The organism is Thermus albus, from assembly GCF_022760855.1.
Taxonomy (GTDB): domain Bacteria; phylum Deinococcota; class Deinococci; order Deinococcales; family Thermaceae; genus Thermus; species Thermus albus.
In genome coordinates this window covers 236,086-254,916 of record NZ_JAKTNR010000004.1, presented here as the reverse complement: position 1 = coordinate 254,916, position 18,831 = coordinate 236,086, and the positions used below count along the sequence as shown (strand labels likewise).

General features: G+C 64.6%; 20 protein-coding genes and 2 tRNA genes. 8 read left to right on the top strand and 14 right to left on the bottom strand.

Annotation, left to right across the window (positions count from 1 at the left end; all coding sequences use genetic code 11):
• Positions 1-76: 76 nt before the first annotated feature.
• Together L0D18_RS06620 and L0D18_RS06615 are read right to left on the bottom strand one after the other, a co-directional pair.
• Positions 77-1,432: an alanine/glycine:cation symporter family protein gene (locus L0D18_RS06620; RefSeq protein WP_243028083.1), complete on the bottom strand. Its 1,356-nt coding sequence runs from the start codon at positions 1,430-1,432 to the stop codon at positions 77-79.
• Between the two features lie 2 nt (positions 1,433-1,434).
• Positions 1,435-2,259, bottom strand: a complete 825-nt coding sequence (locus L0D18_RS06615; protein WP_243028082.1) for a DUF4388 domain-containing protein — start codon at positions 2,257-2,259, stop codon at positions 1,435-1,437.
• A 55-nt stretch (positions 2,260-2,314) separates the two neighbouring features.
• Here L0D18_RS06615 and L0D18_RS06610 point away from each other — a divergent pair, with 55 nt between their 5' ends.
• Positions 2,315-3,013, top strand: a complete 699-nt coding sequence (locus tag L0D18_RS06610) for an alpha/beta hydrolase (protein WP_243028081.1) — start codon at positions 2,315-2,317, stop codon at positions 3,011-3,013.
• 10 nt (positions 3,014-3,023) lie between these two features.
• Positions 3,024-3,770, top strand: coding sequence for a ZIP family metal transporter (locus L0D18_RS06605; RefSeq protein WP_243028080.1), 747 nt, complete (start codon positions 3,024-3,026; stop codon positions 3,768-3,770).
• Here L0D18_RS06605 and L0D18_RS06600 read toward each other — a convergent pair.
• The 6 genes from L0D18_RS06600 to L0D18_RS06575 all read right to left on the bottom strand — a co-directional run bounded on the left by L0D18_RS06600 (position 3,723) and on the right by L0D18_RS06575 (position 8,548).
• On the bottom strand, positions 3,723-4,433 hold the full coding sequence (locus L0D18_RS06600) for a DNA/RNA nuclease SfsA (protein WP_243028079.1): 711 nt from the start codon (positions 4,431-4,433) through the stop codon (positions 3,723-3,725). The genes L0D18_RS06605 and L0D18_RS06600 overlap by 48 nt on opposite strands.
• A 36-nt stretch (positions 4,434-4,469) precedes the next feature.
• Positions 4,470-4,562, bottom strand: a tRNA-Ser gene (locus tag L0D18_RS06595).
• Positions 4,563-4,570: 8 nt separating this feature from the next.
• A tRNA-Ser gene (locus L0D18_RS06590) sits at positions 4,571-4,661 on the bottom strand.
• A 527-nt stretch (positions 4,662-5,188) separates the two neighbouring features.
• Positions 5,189-6,010, bottom strand: coding sequence for an alpha/beta hydrolase family protein (locus tag L0D18_RS06585; protein ID WP_243028078.1), 822 nt, complete (start codon positions 6,008-6,010; stop codon positions 5,189-5,191).
• An 80-nt stretch (positions 6,011-6,090) separates the two neighbouring features.
• Positions 6,091-7,107, bottom strand: a complete 1,017-nt coding sequence (locus L0D18_RS06580) for an acyltransferase family protein (protein WP_243028077.1) — start codon at positions 7,105-7,107, stop codon at positions 6,091-6,093.
• Between the two features lie 4 nt (positions 7,108-7,111).
• Complete coding sequence (locus tag L0D18_RS06575; RefSeq protein WP_243028076.1) at positions 7,112-8,548, bottom strand: SWIM zinc finger family protein; 1,437 nt, start codon at positions 8,546-8,548, stop codon at positions 7,112-7,114.
• A gap of 51 nt (positions 8,549-8,599) precedes the next feature.
• Between L0D18_RS06575 and amrS the strand changes: the two genes are divergently transcribed.
• Positions 8,600-9,652 (top strand): AmmeMemoRadiSam system radical SAM enzyme, encoded by a 1,053-nt coding sequence (amrS, locus tag L0D18_RS06570; protein WP_243028075.1) that lies wholly within the window; start codon positions 8,600-8,602, stop codon positions 9,650-9,652.
• The gene (amrB, locus tag L0D18_RS06565) at positions 9,640-10,437 is read left to right on the top strand and encodes an AmmeMemoRadiSam system protein B (RefSeq protein ID WP_243028074.1); all 798 of its coding nucleotides are present in this window, start codon (positions 9,640-9,642) and stop codon (positions 10,435-10,437) included. Before amrS ends, amrB begins: the two co-directional genes overlap by 13 nt.
• 560 nt (positions 10,438-10,997) lie before the next feature.
• Here amrB and L0D18_RS06560 read toward each other — a convergent pair.
• Genes L0D18_RS06560 through L0D18_RS06540 form a run of 5 tightly spaced genes read right to left on the bottom strand, consistent with a single transcriptional unit; the run spans position 10,998 to position 13,532 of the window.
• The gene (locus L0D18_RS06560; protein ID WP_243028073.1) at positions 10,998-11,387 is read right to left on the bottom strand and encodes a hypothetical protein; all 390 of its coding nucleotides are present in this window, start codon (positions 11,385-11,387) and stop codon (positions 10,998-11,000) included.
• 43 nt (positions 11,388-11,430) lie between these two features.
• The gene (locus tag L0D18_RS06555) at positions 11,431-12,174 is read right to left on the bottom strand and encodes an HAD family hydrolase (RefSeq protein ID WP_243028072.1); all 744 of its coding nucleotides are present in this window, start codon (positions 12,172-12,174) and stop codon (positions 11,431-11,433) included.
• 9 nt (positions 12,175-12,183) lie between these two features.
• Positions 12,184-12,567, bottom strand: coding sequence for a VOC family protein (locus L0D18_RS06550; protein ID WP_243028071.1), 384 nt, complete (start codon positions 12,565-12,567; stop codon positions 12,184-12,186).
• Positions 12,564-13,079, bottom strand: coding sequence for an LOG family protein (locus L0D18_RS06545; protein WP_243028070.1), 516 nt, complete (start codon positions 13,077-13,079; stop codon positions 12,564-12,566). Before L0D18_RS06545 ends, L0D18_RS06550 begins: the two co-directional genes overlap by 4 nt.
• Positions 13,080-13,097: 18 nt before the next feature.
• The gene (locus tag L0D18_RS06540) at positions 13,098-13,532 is read right to left on the bottom strand and encodes a universal stress protein (RefSeq protein WP_243028069.1); all 435 of its coding nucleotides are present in this window, start codon (positions 13,530-13,532) and stop codon (positions 13,098-13,100) included.
• Between the two features lie 45 nt (positions 13,533-13,577).
• On the opposite strand from L0D18_RS06540, the gene rlmB reads away from it, so the two are divergent.
• From rlmB to L0D18_RS06520, 4 genes are read left to right on the top strand one after another with little or no spacing between them, the layout of a single operon-like run.
• Positions 13,578-14,294 carry a 23S rRNA (guanosine(2251)-2'-O)-methyltransferase RlmB gene (rlmB, locus tag L0D18_RS06535; protein WP_243028068.1) on the top strand — a complete coding sequence of 239 codons (717 nt, stop codon included), beginning with the start codon at positions 13,578-13,580 and terminating at the stop codon, positions 14,292-14,294.
• Between the two features lie 4 nt (positions 14,295-14,298).
• Positions 14,299-15,369, top strand: coding sequence for a M20 family metallopeptidase (locus L0D18_RS06530; protein ID WP_243028067.1), 1,071 nt, complete (start codon positions 14,299-14,301; stop codon positions 15,367-15,369).
• Positions 15,354-15,590, top strand: a complete 237-nt coding sequence (locus tag L0D18_RS06525) for a putative signal transducing protein (RefSeq protein ID WP_243028066.1) — start codon at positions 15,354-15,356, stop codon at positions 15,588-15,590. Before L0D18_RS06530 ends, L0D18_RS06525 begins: the two co-directional genes overlap by 16 nt.
• On the top strand, positions 15,587-16,495 hold the full coding sequence (locus tag L0D18_RS06520; protein WP_243028065.1) for a glucokinase: 909 nt from the start codon (positions 15,587-15,589) through the stop codon (positions 16,493-16,495). Before L0D18_RS06525 ends, L0D18_RS06520 begins: the two co-directional genes overlap by 4 nt.
• Positions 16,496-16,542: 47 nt before the next feature.
• Here the strand turns inward: L0D18_RS06520 and L0D18_RS06515 are convergent, their stop codons facing one another.
• Positions 16,543-18,822 carry a molybdopterin-containing oxidoreductase family protein gene (locus tag L0D18_RS06515; RefSeq protein ID WP_243028064.1) on the bottom strand — a complete coding sequence of 760 codons (2,280 nt, stop codon included), beginning with the start codon at positions 18,820-18,822 and terminating at the stop codon, positions 16,543-16,545.
• Positions 18,823-18,831 lie beyond the last annotated feature (9 nt).

Below are 18,831 nucleotides of genomic sequence, written 5' to 3'. Positions count from 1 at the left end.
GCAAGCAGTCTCATCATTCCTGAGGTCACGGGCGCAGCCCGTATCTTGCAGCCCCGTTCTTTAGAACGGGGAGTCGTCACCGAGGGGGTATCCAAGGCTCCCCGCGGAAGAAGCTATAGACCAAGCGGCCCACCACCGGCCCCAACAGGATGAGGCCCAGGAGGTTGGGAAGGGCCATAAGGCCGTTTAGGGTGTCGGAGATGGCCAAGAAGGCCTCGAGGCCCCCCAATGGCCCCACGAAGGCCAAGACGGCGAAGGTGAGGCGGTAGGGCCAGCGGATCCCCTCGCCGAAGAGAAAGGCGGCAGCCTCTTCCCCATAAAATCCCCAGGAAACCATGGTTCCTAGGGCGAAGACCGCCACGGTAATCGCTAGGATAACCTGCCCAAGGGGATGGGCCTGGAAGAGGGCGTTAGCGGCCTCGGCCGCACTCCCCCCTCCTCGCCAAAGCCCGGAGGCGATGAAGGTGAGGGCGGTGAGGCTTGTGACCAAAAAGCTTACGAACATCTCCGTGACCCCCCAGAAGCCCTGGCGCACCGGGTGGTCCACCTGAGCCTGGGCGTGGGCGATGGGCGCAGAGCCCAGACCTGCCTCGTTGGCAAAGATGCCCCGGCCCAGCCCAGCGTTGATGGCGGCGAAGAGGCTATAGCCCGCTGCGCCCCCCAAGGCCGCCTCCGGGCTGAAGGCCGCCCGGAAGACCAGGGCCAAGGCCTCGGGGATCTGGGCCCCGTAAAGGACCAATAGGGGCACCACCGCTACCAGGAAGAGGAGTAACTTCAGAGGGACCATCACCTGGGCAAAACGGGCCACCCGCACGATGCCCCCACCCAGCACCACCCCCACCAAAAGGGCCAGGAAAAGGCCCACCAAAGCCGGGGGCGCCCCCAGGGGAGCCAAGGCACCCCCCACCGCCCCCGCCTGGGAGAGGTTGCCGATACCAAAGGCGGCCACCGCGGCGAAGAAGGCGAAGAAATAGGCCAGAAAGCGAAGCCTGGGTAGACCCCGGTACAGGTAGTACATGGGCCCACCGGAAACCGAGCCATCGGCAAAGCGGCGGCGGAAGTGCACCGCCAAGGTGGCCTCGGCAAACTTTGTGCCCGTACCAAAGAAGTAGCCCAGCCACATCCAAAAGACCGCCCCAGGGCCTCCTATGAGCACCGCCGCCACCATGCCCAAAAGGTGCCCGGTGCCCACCGTGGCGGAGAGGGCCACCATGGTGGCCTGGAAAGGGGTGATCTGCCCGCCGAAACCATAGGCCCGCTCCCGGATGGCCCCTAGGGTTTCGCTAAAAGATACCCGGAGCATCCGCAACGGCGCTTGGAACCATCGGATTTGGAAGATAACCAAGTAGACTCCCACCAGCAGGAATACCAGCTTCATGGGGAAGCCGTATACGATCCGGTTGAGATACTCGTTTAGGGTCAGGATATCCATGGCTACACCTCCGGCACCACCTCCACCTTATCCCCCCGCCTTAAGCGCAGGCGCTTGAGATCCTCCTCCAGCAGGCCCAGCCGACCGGGGATGTTGGGCCTGGGCCGCACTTCCATCAACGCCTCGAGGCGCTCTAGGCGAAGGCGGAACCCATGGCGGATGGCCCGGGCCCACTCCGCATAAAGCCCTTCATCCACAAAGGCCACCCCGGACCCGGGGCCGTAGATGGGTAGGACCAAAAGGGAAGCGGGCGGCACCTCCACTAGAGGCACCGCCTCGAGGGCTTCCATCTGCAAAAGGGTGTGCAGGATGCGGGCCAAACGCAAGGCCCCCGGGGCTAGAAGCACCTCGGCAATCCGCTTCCCCTCCACCTGGGCCAGGACCCGCAAGGCCTCGGGACCGATCTCCACCTCCCCTCCCTTGACAGGCAGGCGCAGGATATAGCCCCAGTCGGCAGGAAGGGATAGGCCTTGCCACTGCACCTGGGCCTCGGCCAACCGGGCGGGCACCGCAAGCCCCCCCAGCAGGGTGGTGTGGGGAGGCAACACCTCGGGCTCAAAGCGGTAAGGTGCCCGCTTGAGACCCACCAGAAGGTCCAAGGCCTCCTCCCCCTCCAGGGCCTTTTCGCCCGATCGCACCCGGGCGTGGATCACCTGACCGTTTTGCAAAAAGACCTCACCCTCCAGATGGGGGGTCCGAACGAGAAGCCGCCCAGTGCGCCCAGTGCCCATCAAGGCGCCCACCAGGGCGGCAAAGGGGAACTCTGCAAGGTTGCCTTCAAGATAGCCTTGCGGCTGGCCGAGATAATCTGAGGGCTCACCCAGCATTCCTTACCGTTTTACCATGCCCCCTCCCCAGCGTCCAGGCGGGGTATCCTTAGGTATGCATCTCCTCTTGCTCCACGGCTTTACCTCCCACCCCGTCCTCACCCTGGGCCCCTTGCCCAGGGTGTTGCGGGAAGCCGGTTTTACCGTGGTTCAACCGGCCCTACCAGGCCACGGCACCCGGCCAGAGGACCTTCTTCGGGTGCGCTGGCAGGACTGGCTGGCGGTGGCCCAGGAGGCATACCAGAAGCTACCCGAGCCTCGAGGGGTGGTGGGGCTTTCCATGGGCGCCCTCCTAGCCGCCCACCTGGCCGCGGAAAGCCCCACCCAGGCCCTGGTGGCCCTGGCCCCAGCCCTGGCCCTCAAACACCCCCTTGCCCCCCTGGCTCCCCTCTTGGCCTGGTTCATCCCCCGTTTTCCTGGCCCCGATTCCATCCAGGACCCTGAGCTTAGGAAGCAAAACCCCAACTACCCCTACTTCCCCACCCGGACCCTCCTCCAGCTTTTGGCCCTGATGCGCCGCACCCCCGAGGTCCTACCCCAGGTGAAGGCCCCTGCCTTGGTGGTGGAGGCCGGCCGGGACAAGGTGGTGGACCCTGCCGGGGTCCGGGGCTACCACGCCCTTTTGGGAAGCCCTAAGAAGGATTACCTGGTCTTCCCGGAAAGCGGGCATGACCTCCTCTTGGACCGGGACCGGGAAGCCGGGGCCCAGGCGGTCCGGGATTGGCTTATTGCTAACAATAATCACTTGCAGTAATATCAAGGCCATGGAACCTCTATCCATCTCCCCTTGGACCGTCTTCCTGTACGCCCTCCTCACCGCCATCGCCACCGGTCTAGGGGCCATTCCCTTCGTCTTCACCCGAAAGATCCTCGCCCACCACCTGGGCCTGGCCAACGCCGCCGCCGCCGGGCTCATGCTGGCCGCCAGCTTCGGCCTCATCTACGAGGGGGTGCACTACCACCTGGGCCGTACCCTCTTGGGGGTGGTCCTGGGCCTTTTCTTTATCCAGATTTCCCATGGCCTCCTCCACAGCCGGGAGGTGAGCTTCGGTACCCTAAACGGCCTGGATGCCCGCAAAGCCCTCATGATGGTGGGCATTATGACCCTGCACTCCTTCGCCGAAGGCGTTGGGGTGGGAGTAGCCTTTGGCGGCGGGGAGGCTCTAGGGGTCTTCATCACCCTGGCCATCGCCGTGCATAACATTCCCGAAGGCCTAGCCATCAGCCTGGTCCTGATCCCCAGGGGTATCAGCATCCTGGGTGCGGCCCTTTGGAGCGTTTTCTCCAGCCTGCCCCAGCCCCTCATGGCCGTGCCCGCCTTTCTCTTCGTGGAACTCTTTAAGCCCGCCTTGCCGGTGGGCCTAGGCTTCGCTGCCGGGGCCATGATCTGGATGGTGGCGGCGGAAATCCTCCCCGAAGCCCTAAGGGAGGCCAAGGCCGAAGGCGTGGCCACGGTGCTCACCCTAGCCGTGGCCCTGATGGTGGCCTTCCAGATTCTCCTTGGGGGGTAGCCAAACCCAGGGAAGCTCCCCTTCCAGATGGAGGGCTTCCAAGGCAGGGCGCACGCGAAAGGCCAGAAGCCTCACCCCCGCCTCCTCCGCTTCCCGGGCCGCTCGGTATAGGAACCCATCCTCCGGGTCCAGGGCGAAGGCCTGGGCCAGGGGATGCTGCACCATCCATACGGCGTAGGCCAGCCCCCCACCCCGGGCAAACGCCGCGAGAAGCCTAAGGTGCCGGGCCCCTCGAGGGGTAGGGGCATCGGGGAAAAGGGCCAGGCCCTCCTCCACCCGGTTGCAGTTTTTGGCTTCCAAAAGAGCTTCCTTATCCCCAATCCAGGCGGAGAAGTCCAGCCTCTCCCCCCCAAAGCGCACCTCTTTTCTTAGATCCGCAAGGGAGCCGAAAAACCCCTCCTTCAAAAGCAACTCCAGGAGACGGTTGGCCAAGGAGGCGTCCACCCCCACCAAAACCCCCTGGCTTTCCACCAGGACCATCCGGCCCACCGTCTTGAGGGTGGGCCTGGGATGGTAAAAGCAAGGGGTTCCGGGCAGAAGGAGTTCCGTCATCCGCCCCGAGTTAGGCAGGTGCAGGGGGCCCACGTCCGCCTCCACCAGGAAGCGGTTTTTCCTCCGGATAAACCGGCAGGGTTTTAGGGGAGGCAAAGGCAAGGCCCACATGACCAAAACTTTAGCCCGGTCTTAGACCGGGCTTTTTGGCGGAGAGGGCGGGATTCGAACCCGCGGTACCGGTTTTCCCGGTACAACACCTTAGCAGGGTGCCGCCTTCGACCACTCGGCCACCTCTCCAAGCCTTTTGGCGGAGGGTGAGGGATTCGAACCCCCGGTGGGCCCAAGGCCCACAGCGGTTTTCAAGACCGCCGCCTTCAACCGCTCGGCCAACCCTCCAAGGTCTGGCCGCAAGGTTTACTATGCGGCAAGCTCCTCGGCTTGTCAATCGGGATGGGCTAGAGTGCCCTTTTGGAGCGAAGCCGGGACCCTATCCTTCAGGCCTGAAGGGACTTAGAACACACCCGGTTCACCCCGTTATCCCGCTGCCCTCCCCGAAGGGGCCCCCTTTGAGCGGTACCCGCACCCTGAGGCCGAAAGGCTTTTGCGCTATGCCAAGGAAATCTATGCCTTCGGCCAGGGTCTTCCACGAAGGAATCCTAAGGCGCCTGAAGGAGGGGCTTGGGGTGCTAAGGGAAGACGTTCCCCTGCGGCATCGGCTCCTGGGCCACAGGCCGGGCCCTACCGGGAAGCGACCCGGACCCCCCTCATCTACGAAGGGCTTTCCTGCCAAGACCTTCACCACCTGGCGCGAAGGGCTTTTAGGGGCCTTCCGGTGGGGCTTCACGCCTATACGGTGGGGGAAGCGAAGGCCTTAGAACCCCTTCTTGGCGGATGCTGGCCCAGGCTATACCCCTTTTGGCCCCCTAACGGAGCCAGGCTAGGACAAACCGCTCCACCAGGGCCTCCATAGCGGGAATCACCGCATGGTGGAGATCGGGGAAGAGGACCAGGTGGTCCTCCCCCAAGGGGCCAAACCCCGTGGGCCTGAGGCAGGCCCGGCCCTTGGTGAGGGGCTCCGTCCAGGGCTTCCCTTCCCGGGTGAGGGCCACCTGGTGCACCTTGCGGCCGGCTTCCTCCCGCACATCCCTCAGGCGGCAGGCCTGCGTGGAGGGAATAAGGGGGTCGTTGCCCGCCTGCAGGATGAGAAGGGGAGCCCCAAGGCGGGCCGCATGGGGCAAGGGGCTCTGCCGGGCGTAGCAGGCCGGGCACTCCTCCGGAAGCCCACCGAAGACCTCCCGCCAACGTTTCAGGGCGTCGGGGCGGGCTTTCCTCAGGATCTCCACCTGTTCGGCAAAGTCCACCGGGCCGATGACAAAGGCCACACCCCTGGCCCTTCCCTCCAGGGCCGCCGCCTTTAGGGCCACGCAGGCTCCCAGGGAGTAGCCGGCGTAGGCGTGGCGCCTTATCCCCATCTGGGGAAGGAGGCGGGCCATAAGGGCCACGTCCTCGGCTTCCTTTAGGCAACCGGTCACCTTTCCCTCACTTTTCCCCCGGCCTCTGAGGTGGGGCACCAAGGCCACCACCCCCTTCTCCGCATAGAGGCGGCACCGCTTTTCCATATCCAAGGTGGGAGGGCCGAAGCCACCCGGCACCAAGATCACCGCCCGGTCCGTGGCCCCTTGCGGCGAGCAGACTTGGGCAAACAGGGAAACCCCCTCCCGCCCGTAAACCACACCTTCTTCCACCCTCTTCAGCCCAGGGCTTGCCGACCGCAGACCCCAGAACAGGCCAAGAGCTAGGGCCAGGAGCCAGACCGCGAAGGCCCTCATCGGCCAAAAAAGGCGGGGGATACCCGGGCCTTGGCCAAGAGGTAGGCCAACAAAAGGGGCAGGAAAAGGGCCAAGGCCAGGTAGACGGCGAAGGCGGGCTTAAGACCCAAAGGCTCGGGAAAAGCCGGTTGTTTCTCCAAAAGGCGCACCACCATGGGATGGAGCAGGTAGATCTGCAAGGAGTAGCGGCCCAAAAAGGCCAGGGGCGTCCGCAAGGGGGTGCGGGACAAGGCATAGGCCAGGGCCAGGAGGAGAAAGGCCATGCCGGTGGTATAAAGCCAGTGAAAGGCCTGGTAGTGGAAGGTGTTCACAGGAAGTCGCCTCAGCACCTCCAAGGCCAGGGGCAGATACCCCCAAAGCCCTACCCCGGCCAGCAAAAGGGCTAAGGGCCAGAAGCGGAGCAGGCGGGGTAGAACCTCGAGGCGGCTTGCCAGGTAAAGCCCCAAGGCGACGGCCGGGGTGTACCAAAGGACGAAGCTTCCCGGGTAGGGCAAAAAGCGGTAGTGACGGTTCAGAAAGTAAACCCCCAAGGTGAGCCCTACCCCTAGAAGGAGGAACACCAGGCCGTGGGGCCTCCGCCTGAGGAGAGGGAGGAAAAGGGGGAGGAGGAGGGTAAGCTGCAGGGCCACCGCCAGGAAGTAGAGGTGAAAGTAGGCCTTTCCCCAAAGGAGCTGGTGGGGAAGGCGTTCCGGCTGAAAAACCCCGTAATCCCAGTAGCGGAAGGCCAGGTAGACCCCGCTCCAAAGGAGGTAGGGCCAAAGAAGGCGAAGGGCCCGATTCCTTAGGTAACGGCCCAGGCGGAACTCCCTGAGGAAACTGGCCCCCAAGACCAAAGTGGTCATGAAGAGGAAGGCGGGCACGGCAAAGTGTAGGGTGCGGTTCGCCGCCGCCAGTAGGTGCCATTCTGGGCTTCCCGGGGAAAGCTCCCGCAGGAAGCGGCCCGTCACGTGGTGGAGGACCACCTCCAAGATGGCCAGCCCCCGGAAGACCTCCACCCAGGGAAAGCGCTCCACAGGGTTATTTTTCCACAGGCCCGTGAGACTTTTCCGAGAGCCAAAGGGCAAGCTCCTCCCTCAGGGCAGGCCGCTTGGGGTAGGCCAAGACCAAGGCCGAGGCCGCCTCCTGGGCCGCCTTGGGGTCCAGGCGGGCCATGCGCCCTAGGAGCCGAGCCGCCTCCTGGTAGGCCTTGCGGCTACCCCTTTCCACCAGGGATCTCGCCGCTTCCCAGTAGAGCCTTTTGGCCTCCTCAGGAAGCCTTTCCTCCAGGGCCTCTGCCAGGCGGGGGTAGGCCTCGAGGGGGGCATTCCTTAAGAGGCGGTCCAAGGCCCTCCAGTCTTCCTCTACAAGGTGGATGCGGGCCAAAAGGGCTGGATCCCGCACCTGGCGTAGAAGAGTCCTTCGCTCCCGGTAGAAGTCCCGGCCCAGCTTGGCCTTCAGGGCCAGGTAGTCCTCGAGGTTCGGCCGGACCTCAAACCGGGCCCTGTGATCCTCAGGAAGCCCCCGGTGGGCCACCAAAAGGTCCAGCAAGGGAAGAAGCCTGGGGTCTTTGCCAAACCAGTCCCGGGCCTCCTCCGCATACCTTAGGGCCTCCTCCATCCGGCCTAGGGAAAGGAGCCGGTTCACCAGCTGGAAGTAGTCCTCCACCCCCTCAAGCCCTTCCCGCAAGGCGGCAAGCCCCTCCTCCACCCGCCCCAGGCGGAAGAGAAGCTCCGCCTTGAGCTCCCGCTTGAGCCCCAAGCCATCCGGACCCTTCAGGAGGTCTAGGGCCTCCGCTTCCCTTTCCACCCCCACCCGCAAGAAGGCCTCCCGCAGAGCCTCGGAAGGGTGTTTCAGGTAAAGGCCAAGGAGGAAGGAAAGCCTAGGGGAAAGGGCCAGATAGCGCTCTAAGGCCGCCTTCAGGTAGGGCTCCGGGTTAAAGGGGGCCTGCAGAAGGGCCTCGAGGTAGGCCTCCACCTCCTCCCTTCCCACCCGGTCCAGGCGCAGGAGGAGGGCCTTAGCCTCCGCCTCCCCTCCCCCCATCCGGAAGGCCCGGCGCAGGTGCTTTACCCCCTCCATAAAGGCCTTCCCTGGGGCCAAGGCCTCCGCCAGATAAAAGGTAACCCCAGGAATCAGGGCGAGCCTTTGCAAAAGGTCCTTGGCCTCATCGGGCGTTAGGGCCTCTATAAGGGGCGCAAGGTCGGGTACCCTTCCCTCCACGTAGGCATAAAGAAGCGCCGCCGCATGCTTGCAAGGGAAATCGGGATAGGGGCAGGTGCACCGGCCCACAAGCCCAGGCCCCACCTCCACCTGGTAGGGGGCTTCCGCCGAACCCTGCACCAAACCCACAATCCTCTCCCCCACCCGAAAGACCCTCTGCACCCGGCCCTCCTGGTAGTAGGCCAGCCCCCGGCGGAGCACCTCGGGGGAAAAAAACGGAGCAAAGTCCGCTTCCTCCCTTGGGGGAAAAGGCGGCACGGATTCAGTCTAAAGCCCGGGCGTGGTATCATGGGATGAGAAGCGTATGAAATGACCCTGACGACTACCCTCAGGGAAGCGGACCTGAAACGCCCCCTACCCAAGGGCTACGTGCAGTGCCGGGCCTGCGCCCACTACTGCGCCATCGCGGAAGGAAAGGCAGGCAAATGCGGGGTTAGGCGCAACTTCGGGGGCAGGCTGTACCTGGTGACCTACGGCAAGGCGGCCGCCCTTCACCTGGACCCGGTGGAGAAGAAGCCCCTTTACCACTTCCACCCCGGGGAGGGAATCCTTTCCCTGGGCACCGTGGGGTGCAACCTCTTCTGCGCCTTCTGCCAAAACTGGCAGATCTCCCAGTTCCGGGAGTTTAAGGTGACGCAAGAAGGCCAGCTTGACCGGCCCATCGGGGAGGACTGGCCCCCGGAGGCCATCGTGCAGGAGGCCGAGGCTTTGGGGGTGCGGCTTCTCGCCTACACCTACAACGAGCCCGCCGTCTGGATTGAGTACGCCCACGACACGGCAAAGCTGGCCAAGGAGCGGGGCATGAAGAATGTCTTCGTCACCAGCGGCTTTGAAACCAAGGAAGCCTGGGACTACATCCGGCCCTATCTGGATGCCGCCAACGTGGACCTGAAGGGCTTCACGGAGGAGTTCTACCGGAAGATCTGTGGGGCCCGGCTCAAGCCGGTTTTGGAGAGCCTCGAGCACCTCCACGCCCAAGGGGCCTGGGTGGAGGTGACCACCCTCCTCCTGGAGGGCTACAACGACGCCCCCGAGGAGGTGCGGGCCATGGCCCGATTCCTCAAGGGGCTCTCCCCCGAAATCCCCTGGCACCTCACCGCCGCCCACCCCGACTACCGCATGCTGGACCTGAGGCCCACCCGGCACAGCACCCTGGTGCGGGCCTACGAGATCGCCAAGGAGGAGGGGCTAAGCTTCGTGTACGTGGGCAACGTCTTGGACGAGGAAAGAAGCTCCACCCGCTGCCCGGACTGCGGGAGGCTTCTCATCCGTAGGCGGGGCTACCGGGTGGAGCCCCTTTGGCAGGTCCCCGGGGTCTGCCCAGGGTGCGGGAGGAGGATTCCCGGGGTATGGACCTGGTGAGGCCGCCGGCGGTGGCCGGCTACTTCTACCCCCAGGAGGCGGAACGCCTAAGGCAGGAGGTGAAAGGCCTTCTACAAAGAGCCCGCGCAGAACCCGACCCCAGGGTTAGGGGCCTTCTCTCCCCCCATGCCGGCTACTTCTATTCGGGAAAGGTGGCCGCAGAGGGCTTTGGGGCCCTTTCCGCCTGGCAGGGAAGGGCGAAGAGGGCATTCCTTTTGGGGCCCAGCCATTTTGTGCCCTTTCTCGGCGTGGCCTTCTACCCTTACCGCGCCTGGGCCACCCCCTTGGGGGAGGTGGCGGTGGACCTGGAAGGGGGAAGCAGGCTTATGGAGAAGGGCCCGCCATTTTTAACCTACGAGGAGCCCTTCTTGGAAGAGCATAGCCTCGAGGTCCTCCTCCCCTTCCTCCAAGTGGCCTTGCCGGGCACGCCCATCCTGCCCCTCCTCTTCGGGGAGGTGAACCCCATGGAGGTGGCGGAAGCCCTCTTGCCGGAGCTAGGGGAAGGGGACCTGGTGCTGGCCTCCAGCGACCTATCCCACTACCACCCCGATGCCGTGGCCAGAAGGCGGGACCAGGAAACCTTAGAAAGGGCCCTGGCCCTGGATGTGGAAGGGGTGGCGCGGGGAGAAGCCTGCGGCCGCCTTCCCTGGGCCACCCTCACCGCCCTGGCCAAGGGCCTGGGGTGGCGCCCTAAGCTTCTGGCCTACGCCACCAGCGCCGAGGCCTCGGGGGACCAAAGCCGGGTGGTGGGGTACGCGGCCTTAGCCTATCTAGGGGAAGGCTAAGAAGATGAACCCCTGAGCCCTTGAGGGGGCCACCTTGGCCTTCCCTGGGCTCCTGTGACGACTCCCCGTTCTGGTCAGCCGTAAGGCTATCTTGTAGAACGGGGCTACAAGATACGGGCTGCAAGATACGGGCTGCAAGATACGGGCTTCGCCCGTGACCGCCCGTGACCGCCCGTGACCTCGGGTCTCATGGGACGGCCTCTGCCGTACCCATCCCCGCAGGCTCCGACAAGGTAGCCTTTCGGCTGACCCGAGCCCAAAAAACCTTGACTCCGTATCGGCAGGCGAGCGGCGTGCTTCTAGCTCTGCCACAGGTGTTCGTTTGGAGTTTTACTCGTCGGACTACCCGACGAAACCCCCTACTCCAAGTCTCAAGGTCCACGGGGAACACCGTCCCCAAGGAGATTGGAACACACATCTGCCGTTCACCATGCCATGTCCGCCTCCGGCGGACGTGGGGGAGCTAAGCGACCTTCGGTCGCATGTAGCTTCGCTGACCCATGTATCCCACGGACTGAAAGTCCTTAGGGATTATAGCTCCCCCACGCCCCCTCTTTTCTCTAAAGCCTAAGGAGGGGCCGGAACCAGGGGATGGAAAGGAGAAGAAGCCCCAAAGCCAAGGCGAAGAGGAGCCGGGCCCTAGGCTTCCCTTTGCGGGCTTGGGAAAGGCCAGCGTGGGCCAGGCCCAAGGCGATAAGGCCTCCCACCCAGTGTTCGGCCACGAAGTAGCGGGCCTCGCTTGGGATTTGCATCACCGCCTCCAGGTTGGCCAAGGCCCCTTGAAAGAGGGGGCTCAAGAAGGCCAGGCCGAGCCCCAACACCACCTGGAGGGTGAGGGTGTGGGCGAAGTAAGCCCCTGACCTGGGCGCTGGGCGAAGGAAAGCCCAAAAGCCAAAGGCCAAGACAGCCCAGCGCACCAGGTTGTGAAGGAAAAGCAAGGCCTCGTACATGAGGCCAGTGTACTGGGAACCCCAAAACCCCCCGCACCCAAGGTCACAAAAGGACCAGGGCGTCCCTCAGGTCCTGCACCTCGAGGTGGGGTGGGTAGCGGGAATCCCTGGGCCGGTGCCCCCGGTCCACCCAGACCGCCTTTATCCCCGCAAGAAGGGCCCCCTGGATGTCCCGCTCAGGGTTATCCCCCACCATCACCGCCTCTTCCGGGCCCACGCCAAAGGCGCATAGGGCCATGCGGAAGAGCCTGGGATCGGGCTTGCCCAGGCCCACCTCCCCGGAGACCAGGGTGAGGTCAAAGGTCTCAGCCAGGCCGGCCCCAAAGAGCTTTTCCCGCTGCAGGTCTGGGATGCCATTGGTGAGGAGGACCAGGACCGCCCCCTTGGCCCTCAAGGCCCAAAGGAACTCCGGCACCTCGGGGAAGAGGGGGTAGCGGCGCCTCCTTTGGAAAAAGGCCTCCGCCAGCTCCCTGGCGCGTTCTTCAGGGCCATCCAACTCCCTTAGGGCCTCTTGGAAAACCCTTTCCCGAAAGGGCCAGGCCCACCCCGCTAAGGCCTCCAGCCCCGGGGTGGAGTAGCGGGCCCAAAGGGCCTCCAGGGCCGAGTGGCCGATGCCCTCGGCCCAGGGGTAAAAGGGAGCCTGCCGGAAGAACTCCTCCGCCTTCCGCCGCACCCCCTCGGGAAGCCCTTCCACCCCCACTTCCCGACCCAGCTGCTCCAACACCTCCTCGCTCACCCGGTGGTCCACAAGAAGGGTATCGTCCAGATCCAAAAGCCAAAGCCGCATAGGCCTCCGTCAGGGTTGTTTTTCCGGGGGAAGCCCCCGTACCAAGACCGGGTTCTCCCCCGGGTCAAAGAGGAGGAGGTGTTCCCCTGCCTCGCGGAAGGGAAGGCCATACTTGGAAAGGCGAAGCTTTTCGTGCTCCAGGTTCTCCACGAAAAACACCAGGCGGCCTTCCTCCACCCCCACCCGGGCGAAGCCGTGCCCCTCGGGCCGGGGGCGGTTGGGCCCCGGCTCCACTCCCCCGCTTCCCGGGCGCAGGAGGAGAAGGGGGCCCTCCAGGGGGGCCAAAAGGGCCTCCCTTTCCGGGATCAGCTCCTCGAGGGCCAACCCCAGGGCCTGGTAGAAGCTCACGCCCTGACCCAGGTCCGGCACGTACACCACAAGGGTTTCGCTCATAGCCTCCTTAGAAACCGCCGCAAACCATCCTCGTCCGCCACAGGGTGCAAAAGGGCCAGATCCTCCGGGGCGATCTCCCCGTGGGCCTTGAGGAGGGAAAGCCAGTAAGGATCCACCGCCAGGGGCCGGCCCAGGCCCCGCCGCAGGTAGAGGAGGTTCCAGGCCAGCACCAGTTCCGCCAGGGTACCCACCCCCCCGGGAAGGGCAAGATACCCTGCCCCCAGATCCAAAAGCCTCCCGATTCGCTCGGGCAAGGAGGAGGCGGGAAGTTCCAAGTCCACATAGGGGCTTGGCCCCTTGCGCTCGGGGAAAAGGGCGGGGGCCGTAACCCCCACCACCATGCCCCCCTTGGCCTTTACCCCCCGGGCCAAGGCCTCCATCCCTCCCTGGTACCCCCCGCAGGCCAGGCCAAAGCCCTCCTCCGCCATAACCTCCCCGTAACGGACCAGTCGGGCATAAAGGGGGTCGTCTTGGGAAAGGCGCGAGGAGACGAAAACGCTAACCAGGCGCATCTTGGGGGCAAGGGAAGGCTAGCGGCAGCGCACCACCAGAACCGGAATCCCCACCCGGTGCAAGACCCCCTCGGTCACCGAGCCCAAAAGGAGCTTGTCCAGCCCGGTGCGCCCATGGGTGCCCATGACCAAAAGGTCAAACCCCTTGGCCGCCTCCACGATGGTGGGCACCGGTATCCCCTCCTTCACCTCCCCCGTGGCCTCCACCCCCTTTTCCTGAGCCAGGTTAAGGGCCTTGGCGATGGCCTCCTCCCCCGCCTTCTTCAGGTCCTCCAGAAGCTCCAGGCCATAGGGAACGCTCTCTGGGGCAATCCAGATGGCCTGGGCGGGGTTCTCCAGCACGTAGAGGAAGTGGACCTTGGCCCCCAGGGCCTTGGCCAGGGAAAGGCCATGCTCCAGGGCCTCTAGGCTACAGGGGCTTCCATCCGTGGGCATCAGAATGCTTTTGTACATACCGCCTCCTTCGCTTTCATCATACCGGGTCGTAAACTTAGGGCCATGTGGATCTACGGGAGAAACCCGGTCCTCGAGGCCCTGAAGGAGGGCCGGGTGCGGCGGGTCCTGGTGGCCAGGGGGGTGGAGGCCTGGCTTCTTAGGGAGCTGGAGAGGTTGGGTGCAGACTACACCCTGGTGCCCCGGATTGAGCTGGACACCCTCCTTAAGACCACCCACCACCAGGGCCTGGCGGCGGAAGTGGAGGAACCCCGTTACGCCTCCTTGGAGGAGGCCTTCTCCCTGGCGGAAGCCCGGGGGGAGATGCCCCTTCTGGTCTTTTTGGACGGCATCACCGACCCCAGGAACTACGGGGCCATGATCCGAAGCGCCCTGGCCTTGGGGGCCCACGGGGTGGTGTCCGAGGAGCGCCGCAGCGCCCCCCTTTCCCCCTTGGCCCTGAAGGCCAGCGCCGGGGCCGCCCTGAAGCTTCCCGTGGTGAAGGTGAAAAACCTCCCCCGGACCCTCGAGGCGGTAAAGGAACGGGGGCTTTGGGTGTACGGCCTGGACGTAAGGGGAGAAAAGACCCCAAAGGAGCTGGACTTCCAAAGGCCCCTGGCCCTGGTCTTGGGCTCGGAAGGGGAGGGCATGCGCCGCCTGGTAAGGGAAAGCTGCGATGAGCTTTTCCGCATTCCCATGCGGCAAGAGGCCGAGTCCCTGAACGCCTCCGTGGCCTTGGGTATAGCCCTGTACGCGGTGGCCTTGGGCCGGGGTGTAGGATAGGGGCGTGGACTGGGTACGGCTTCTTTCCCGCCTCATCCAGGCGGAAAGCCTTCCGGGGCAGGAAGGGGAGGCCGCGGGCTTGATCCTCGAGGCCCTAAAGGGAATGGGACTCCCCGCCATCCTGGACGAGGCGGGAAACGTAGAGGCCCTGCTGGGGGAAAAGGAACCCGAGGTGGTCCTGACCGGCCACCTGGACGTGGTCCCCGTGGGGGACCCCAGCCACTGGGCCTACCCCCAAGGGGCCGTGGCCCAGGAGGCCGTCTGGGGCCGGGGGGCAGTGGACATGAAAGGCCCCCTGGTGGCCATGCTCCTGGCCCTGGAGGCCCTTTCCCAAGGGCCCTTGAAGGGGCGGGTGCGCTTCTTGGCCACGGTGCAGGAGGAGGTGGGGGGCCTAGGAAGCCGCTACGCGGCGGAAAGGCTTTCCCCCTTGGCCTTTATCCTAGGGGAACCCTCGGGAAGAAGGCTCATGCGGGGCCACCGGGGCCGGGCTGAGGTCTGGGCTGACTTTGAGGGGGAGGAGGCCCACGCCGCCCTTTCGGGCCCGGAGAACCCCCTTTTTGGCCTGGGGGAATACCTTTTGGCCCTCAGGGATCTTCCCCTTCCCGCGGACCTTAAACTTACCCCCACCCGGGTGGACACCTACCCCGGGGCCAAGAACCAGACCCCGGGGGTGGTGCGGCTTTACCTGGACGTACGCTACGAACCCGAGGCGGACCTGGAAGCTCTTTTGGAGAGGCTTAGGGCCTTGGGGGATGCCTCCGTTTACATCCCAGAAGAGGAGCGGGCCTCGGGGGAGGTGCGCCTCGTCATCCCTGCCCTCTGGCCCCCCTACCGCCTGCCCGAGGATCATCCCTTGCTCCTCGCCGCCCTTGAGGCCTTGGGCCAGGGGAAGGCGGGCCTTTGGCCCTTCACCACCGATGCTCCCTACCTGGGGGCCAAAGCCCCTGTGTTGGGCTATGGCCCTGGGGACCCCGCCCTGGCCCACACCCCTAGGGAGCACATCCCCTTAAGGGAGGTGGAAAGGGCCGCCCAAGACTATGTGCGCCTGGTGGAGGCCCTATGGAACGCCGCTTAATGGCCGGCACCTCTTACCGCAAACTCCTCACCGCCCCCCGGCCCGTGGCCGAGGGGGTGAAGGTGAGGCTCGAGGCCCAGGGCATCCCCGTGTTCCTGGAAACCCCCTTTTCCGGTCTTCCCGAGGCCGCCTTGGGCACCTATATGGGGGATGTGAACCTATGGGTACCCGAGGCCTTTTTGGGGGAAGCCGAAGCGATTCTGGAGGAGGGAATTCCATGACCGTGGTGGGCCTGGACCTGGGGGGTACCAAGATCGCCGCCGGGGTTTTTGACGGCGAGAAGCTTCTTTCCAAGGTGGTCCTCCCTACCCCCGAGGAAGGCGGCATGGCGGTGGTAGAGGCCCTGGCCGAAGGGGTGGAAAGGGCAGAAAGGGAAGCCGGGGCGCGGGCTTTAGCCATCGGCCTGGGCACCCCGGGACCCTTGGACTTCAAGGAGGGGATCATCCGCTTCACCCCCAACATCCGGGGTCTCTTGGACTTCCCCATCCGCCGACTTCTGGAGGAGGCCACAAGGAGGCCCGTGTATCTGGAAAACGACGCCAACGCCGCCGCCTTGGCCGAGCACCATCTGGGAGCGGCCCGGGGGGAGGCTAGCTCCCTCTTCCTCACCGTTTCCACGGGCATCGGGGGCGGGGTGGTCCTGGGGGGGCGGGTCTTAAGGGGGGAAAGGGGGCAAGGGGGAGAGCTTGGGCACATCACCCTGCTTCCCGGAGGACCGGCATGCGGGTGCGGGTTGGAGGGGTGCCTCGAGGCCCTGGCCGCCGGCAGGGCCTTGGAAAGGGAAGCCTCCTACGCCTACAACCGCAAGGTGGATACCAAAGAGCTTTTCCAGCTCTTTGCGGAAGGGGAACCCAAGGCCAGGCGCATCCTCCTCCAAGCGGCCCGCTACGTGGGCATCGGCCTCGCCAGCCTGGTGAAGGCCTTTGACCCCGGGGTGGTGGTGGTGGGCGGGGGGCTAGCCCTAAACGCTCCCCCGGCGTACTGGGAAACCCTGGAGGAGGCCTACCGGCACTACCTCTCGGGCTGGGAGGTGCCCCCTCTGCGCCGGGCCCTTCTGGGCGGAGAAGCTGGGCTTTTGGGCGCCGCCCTCACCGCCCATCTGGCGGTACGAGGCAAAGGCCAGTGAGGAAGAGCGCCCCTGGGAAAACCCAGGAGCGCTCTTTAGGCCCGGGGCTAAACCCCGTAGACCTCGCAGGCCACCATGGTATCCACGCTGCCGTCGGTGGTGGGGGTAGGCCGGGTGGCGTAGTTGAACTCCTGGTCGGGCTTGGGGAAGAGGGCCGGCATGGCCACCACCCCGGGGCGGACCTCGTCGGTCACCCGGGCCACCGCTTTGCACTTGCCGTAAGGGGATTCCAGAACCACCCATTGGCCGTTTTTTATGCCCCGGGCCCGGGCGTCCAGGGGGTTGATGAGAAGGTAGGCATCAGGCGTCCTCTCGTACACGCCAGGGGTATCCCAGTAGGTATACCCCGTGTTCCAAAGCTCGTTGAGCCGGAAGTCAATGGCCATCAAGGGGTAGCGGGTGCTCACCTCCCCCCATTCGTACTTGCGAAGGTCAAAATCCTTGAGCGCCGCAAACTTCTCCACATGGACCTTGTTGTCCTTGGTGAAGAAGCGCCGGCCCAAAAGGGCCTCCATCTCATCGGAATACAACCTTTCGGGCGACCTGCCGTTCACCATGGGGTAGCGGAGGCCGTTGGTACCCGCCTTCAGGAGGCTATCCCAGTCCATCTCCTTGACCCAGTCGTTTTGCGACCGGATCTCGTCCCAAATCTCCCGGGGGTTTTTCCAATCAAAGCCGGGAATCCCCATCTTCTTGGCCACTAGAACCACGTGCTCCCAATCGGGCCGGGCCTCGCCGGGAGGATCCATGAACTTTTGAAGGATCCGCACCCTGCGGTCCTCGCTGGCCAGGATGAGGTCCGCCTCGCCCCAGGTAGCGGCGGGCAGGATCACGTCGGCAGCAGCGTCCATCTCGGTGTGGATGCGGTCGGAAACCACCAGGAAAGTCTTCTCCATCAGGGGCCGGAAGCGGCTTAGTGTAGGCAGTTGCTTGAAGATGTTGCAGCCGTAGGCCCAAAGGGCCTTGACCTTCCCTTTCTCCAACCCCTCATAAATGTTGAGGTTCTCCGCCCGGGAAGGGGGTTCCTCGGGCCAGGCGAAGGTGCCTTTAGGGTGCCCTCCCGAACGGGAGACGCAGGCCCCCGGCTTCCCCACGTTGCCCAGAAGGATTCCCAGCACCGCATAGGCGTGCTGGGCCTCAAAGGCCGCCATCTGGTGAATGAGCCCCTTTTCGTGGAGGAGCATGGTCTGGCCCTTGTTCTCAATGAGGAGCTCGAGGGCCTTAAGAATCTTCTCTCGGGGTATTCCGGTGGTCTTAACGGCGCTTTCCAGGGAAAACTTGGGGTCCCTTACCGTTTCCACCACCCGGTCAAAGCCCGTCACGTGCTTCTTTACAAACTCCTTGTCGTAGGCGTCCCGCTCCAGGACTAGCCTTATTAGGGCTCCCACCAAGATGGGGTCGGTGCCGGGCCGGATCTGCAGGTGGAGGCCCCCGTGCTTCTCCGCCATCTGGGCCTGGAAGGTGCGCCGGGGGTCGATGTCAATGTGCTTGGCGTTCCCCGGGGCCAGGTTTTTGAGGTAGAAGCGGTGCCACCAGATGCTGCCGTTGTTGTGCAGGTTGGTGCCAGCGGTGACCAGGAGCTTGGTGACCTCAAAGTCCTCCACGGTGAAGCTCCGGGTGCCCGTGCCAAAGGCCGCCGAGATGCCGGCGCTTTCCTCGTCAAAGAACCAGCCGTTACCCGCATAGGAGGAAGAGCCTAGGCCCTTGAACCAGAACTTGAGGATGGCGTAGGTGGGTAGGGTCCAAAGCCAGTCCCCAAAGACCATGCCTAGGGCATCAGGCCCGGACTGCTCCTTGATCCTGGTAAACCGCTCGGCGACGAACTCCGCAGCTTCATCCCAAGAAACCCGGGTGAGGGGGGAGTCCTTGCCTTTTAGCCGCACCAAAGGGTAAGCCAACCGCTTGGCCGCCACCTCCTGGGACCTGGGAGTATAAAGGGTGGTGGCATTCCCTCCACCCCTTACGGAATAATCCCCCTGGTTGATGACGCATTCCCTGTCTGGGACGATGGCCACCATCACCTCACGGCCGTCCTTCCAAACCCGGTTCACGAAGCTAGGGTGCACCCATTCCCCGGAAAGGGGCGTGGTGTAGCTGCCTGCAGGCTTCTTGCCCTTGCCCGGCTCCCACACGTAGGCCTTGTACCCGCATTGCACCATGCAGTACTGGCAGGTGAGGTTGAACACCTGGGCGTCGTCCGGAGGAAGCTCGAGGGCCTCCAGGGGCTTTTCGGCATCCAGGCTAAAGGCCTTGGCCTCTTCCCAGGTGAGAAGGGGCAGGACCCCCGAGCCCACCAACGAGGATTTGAGGAACTTTCTTCTATCCATGCCCTACCT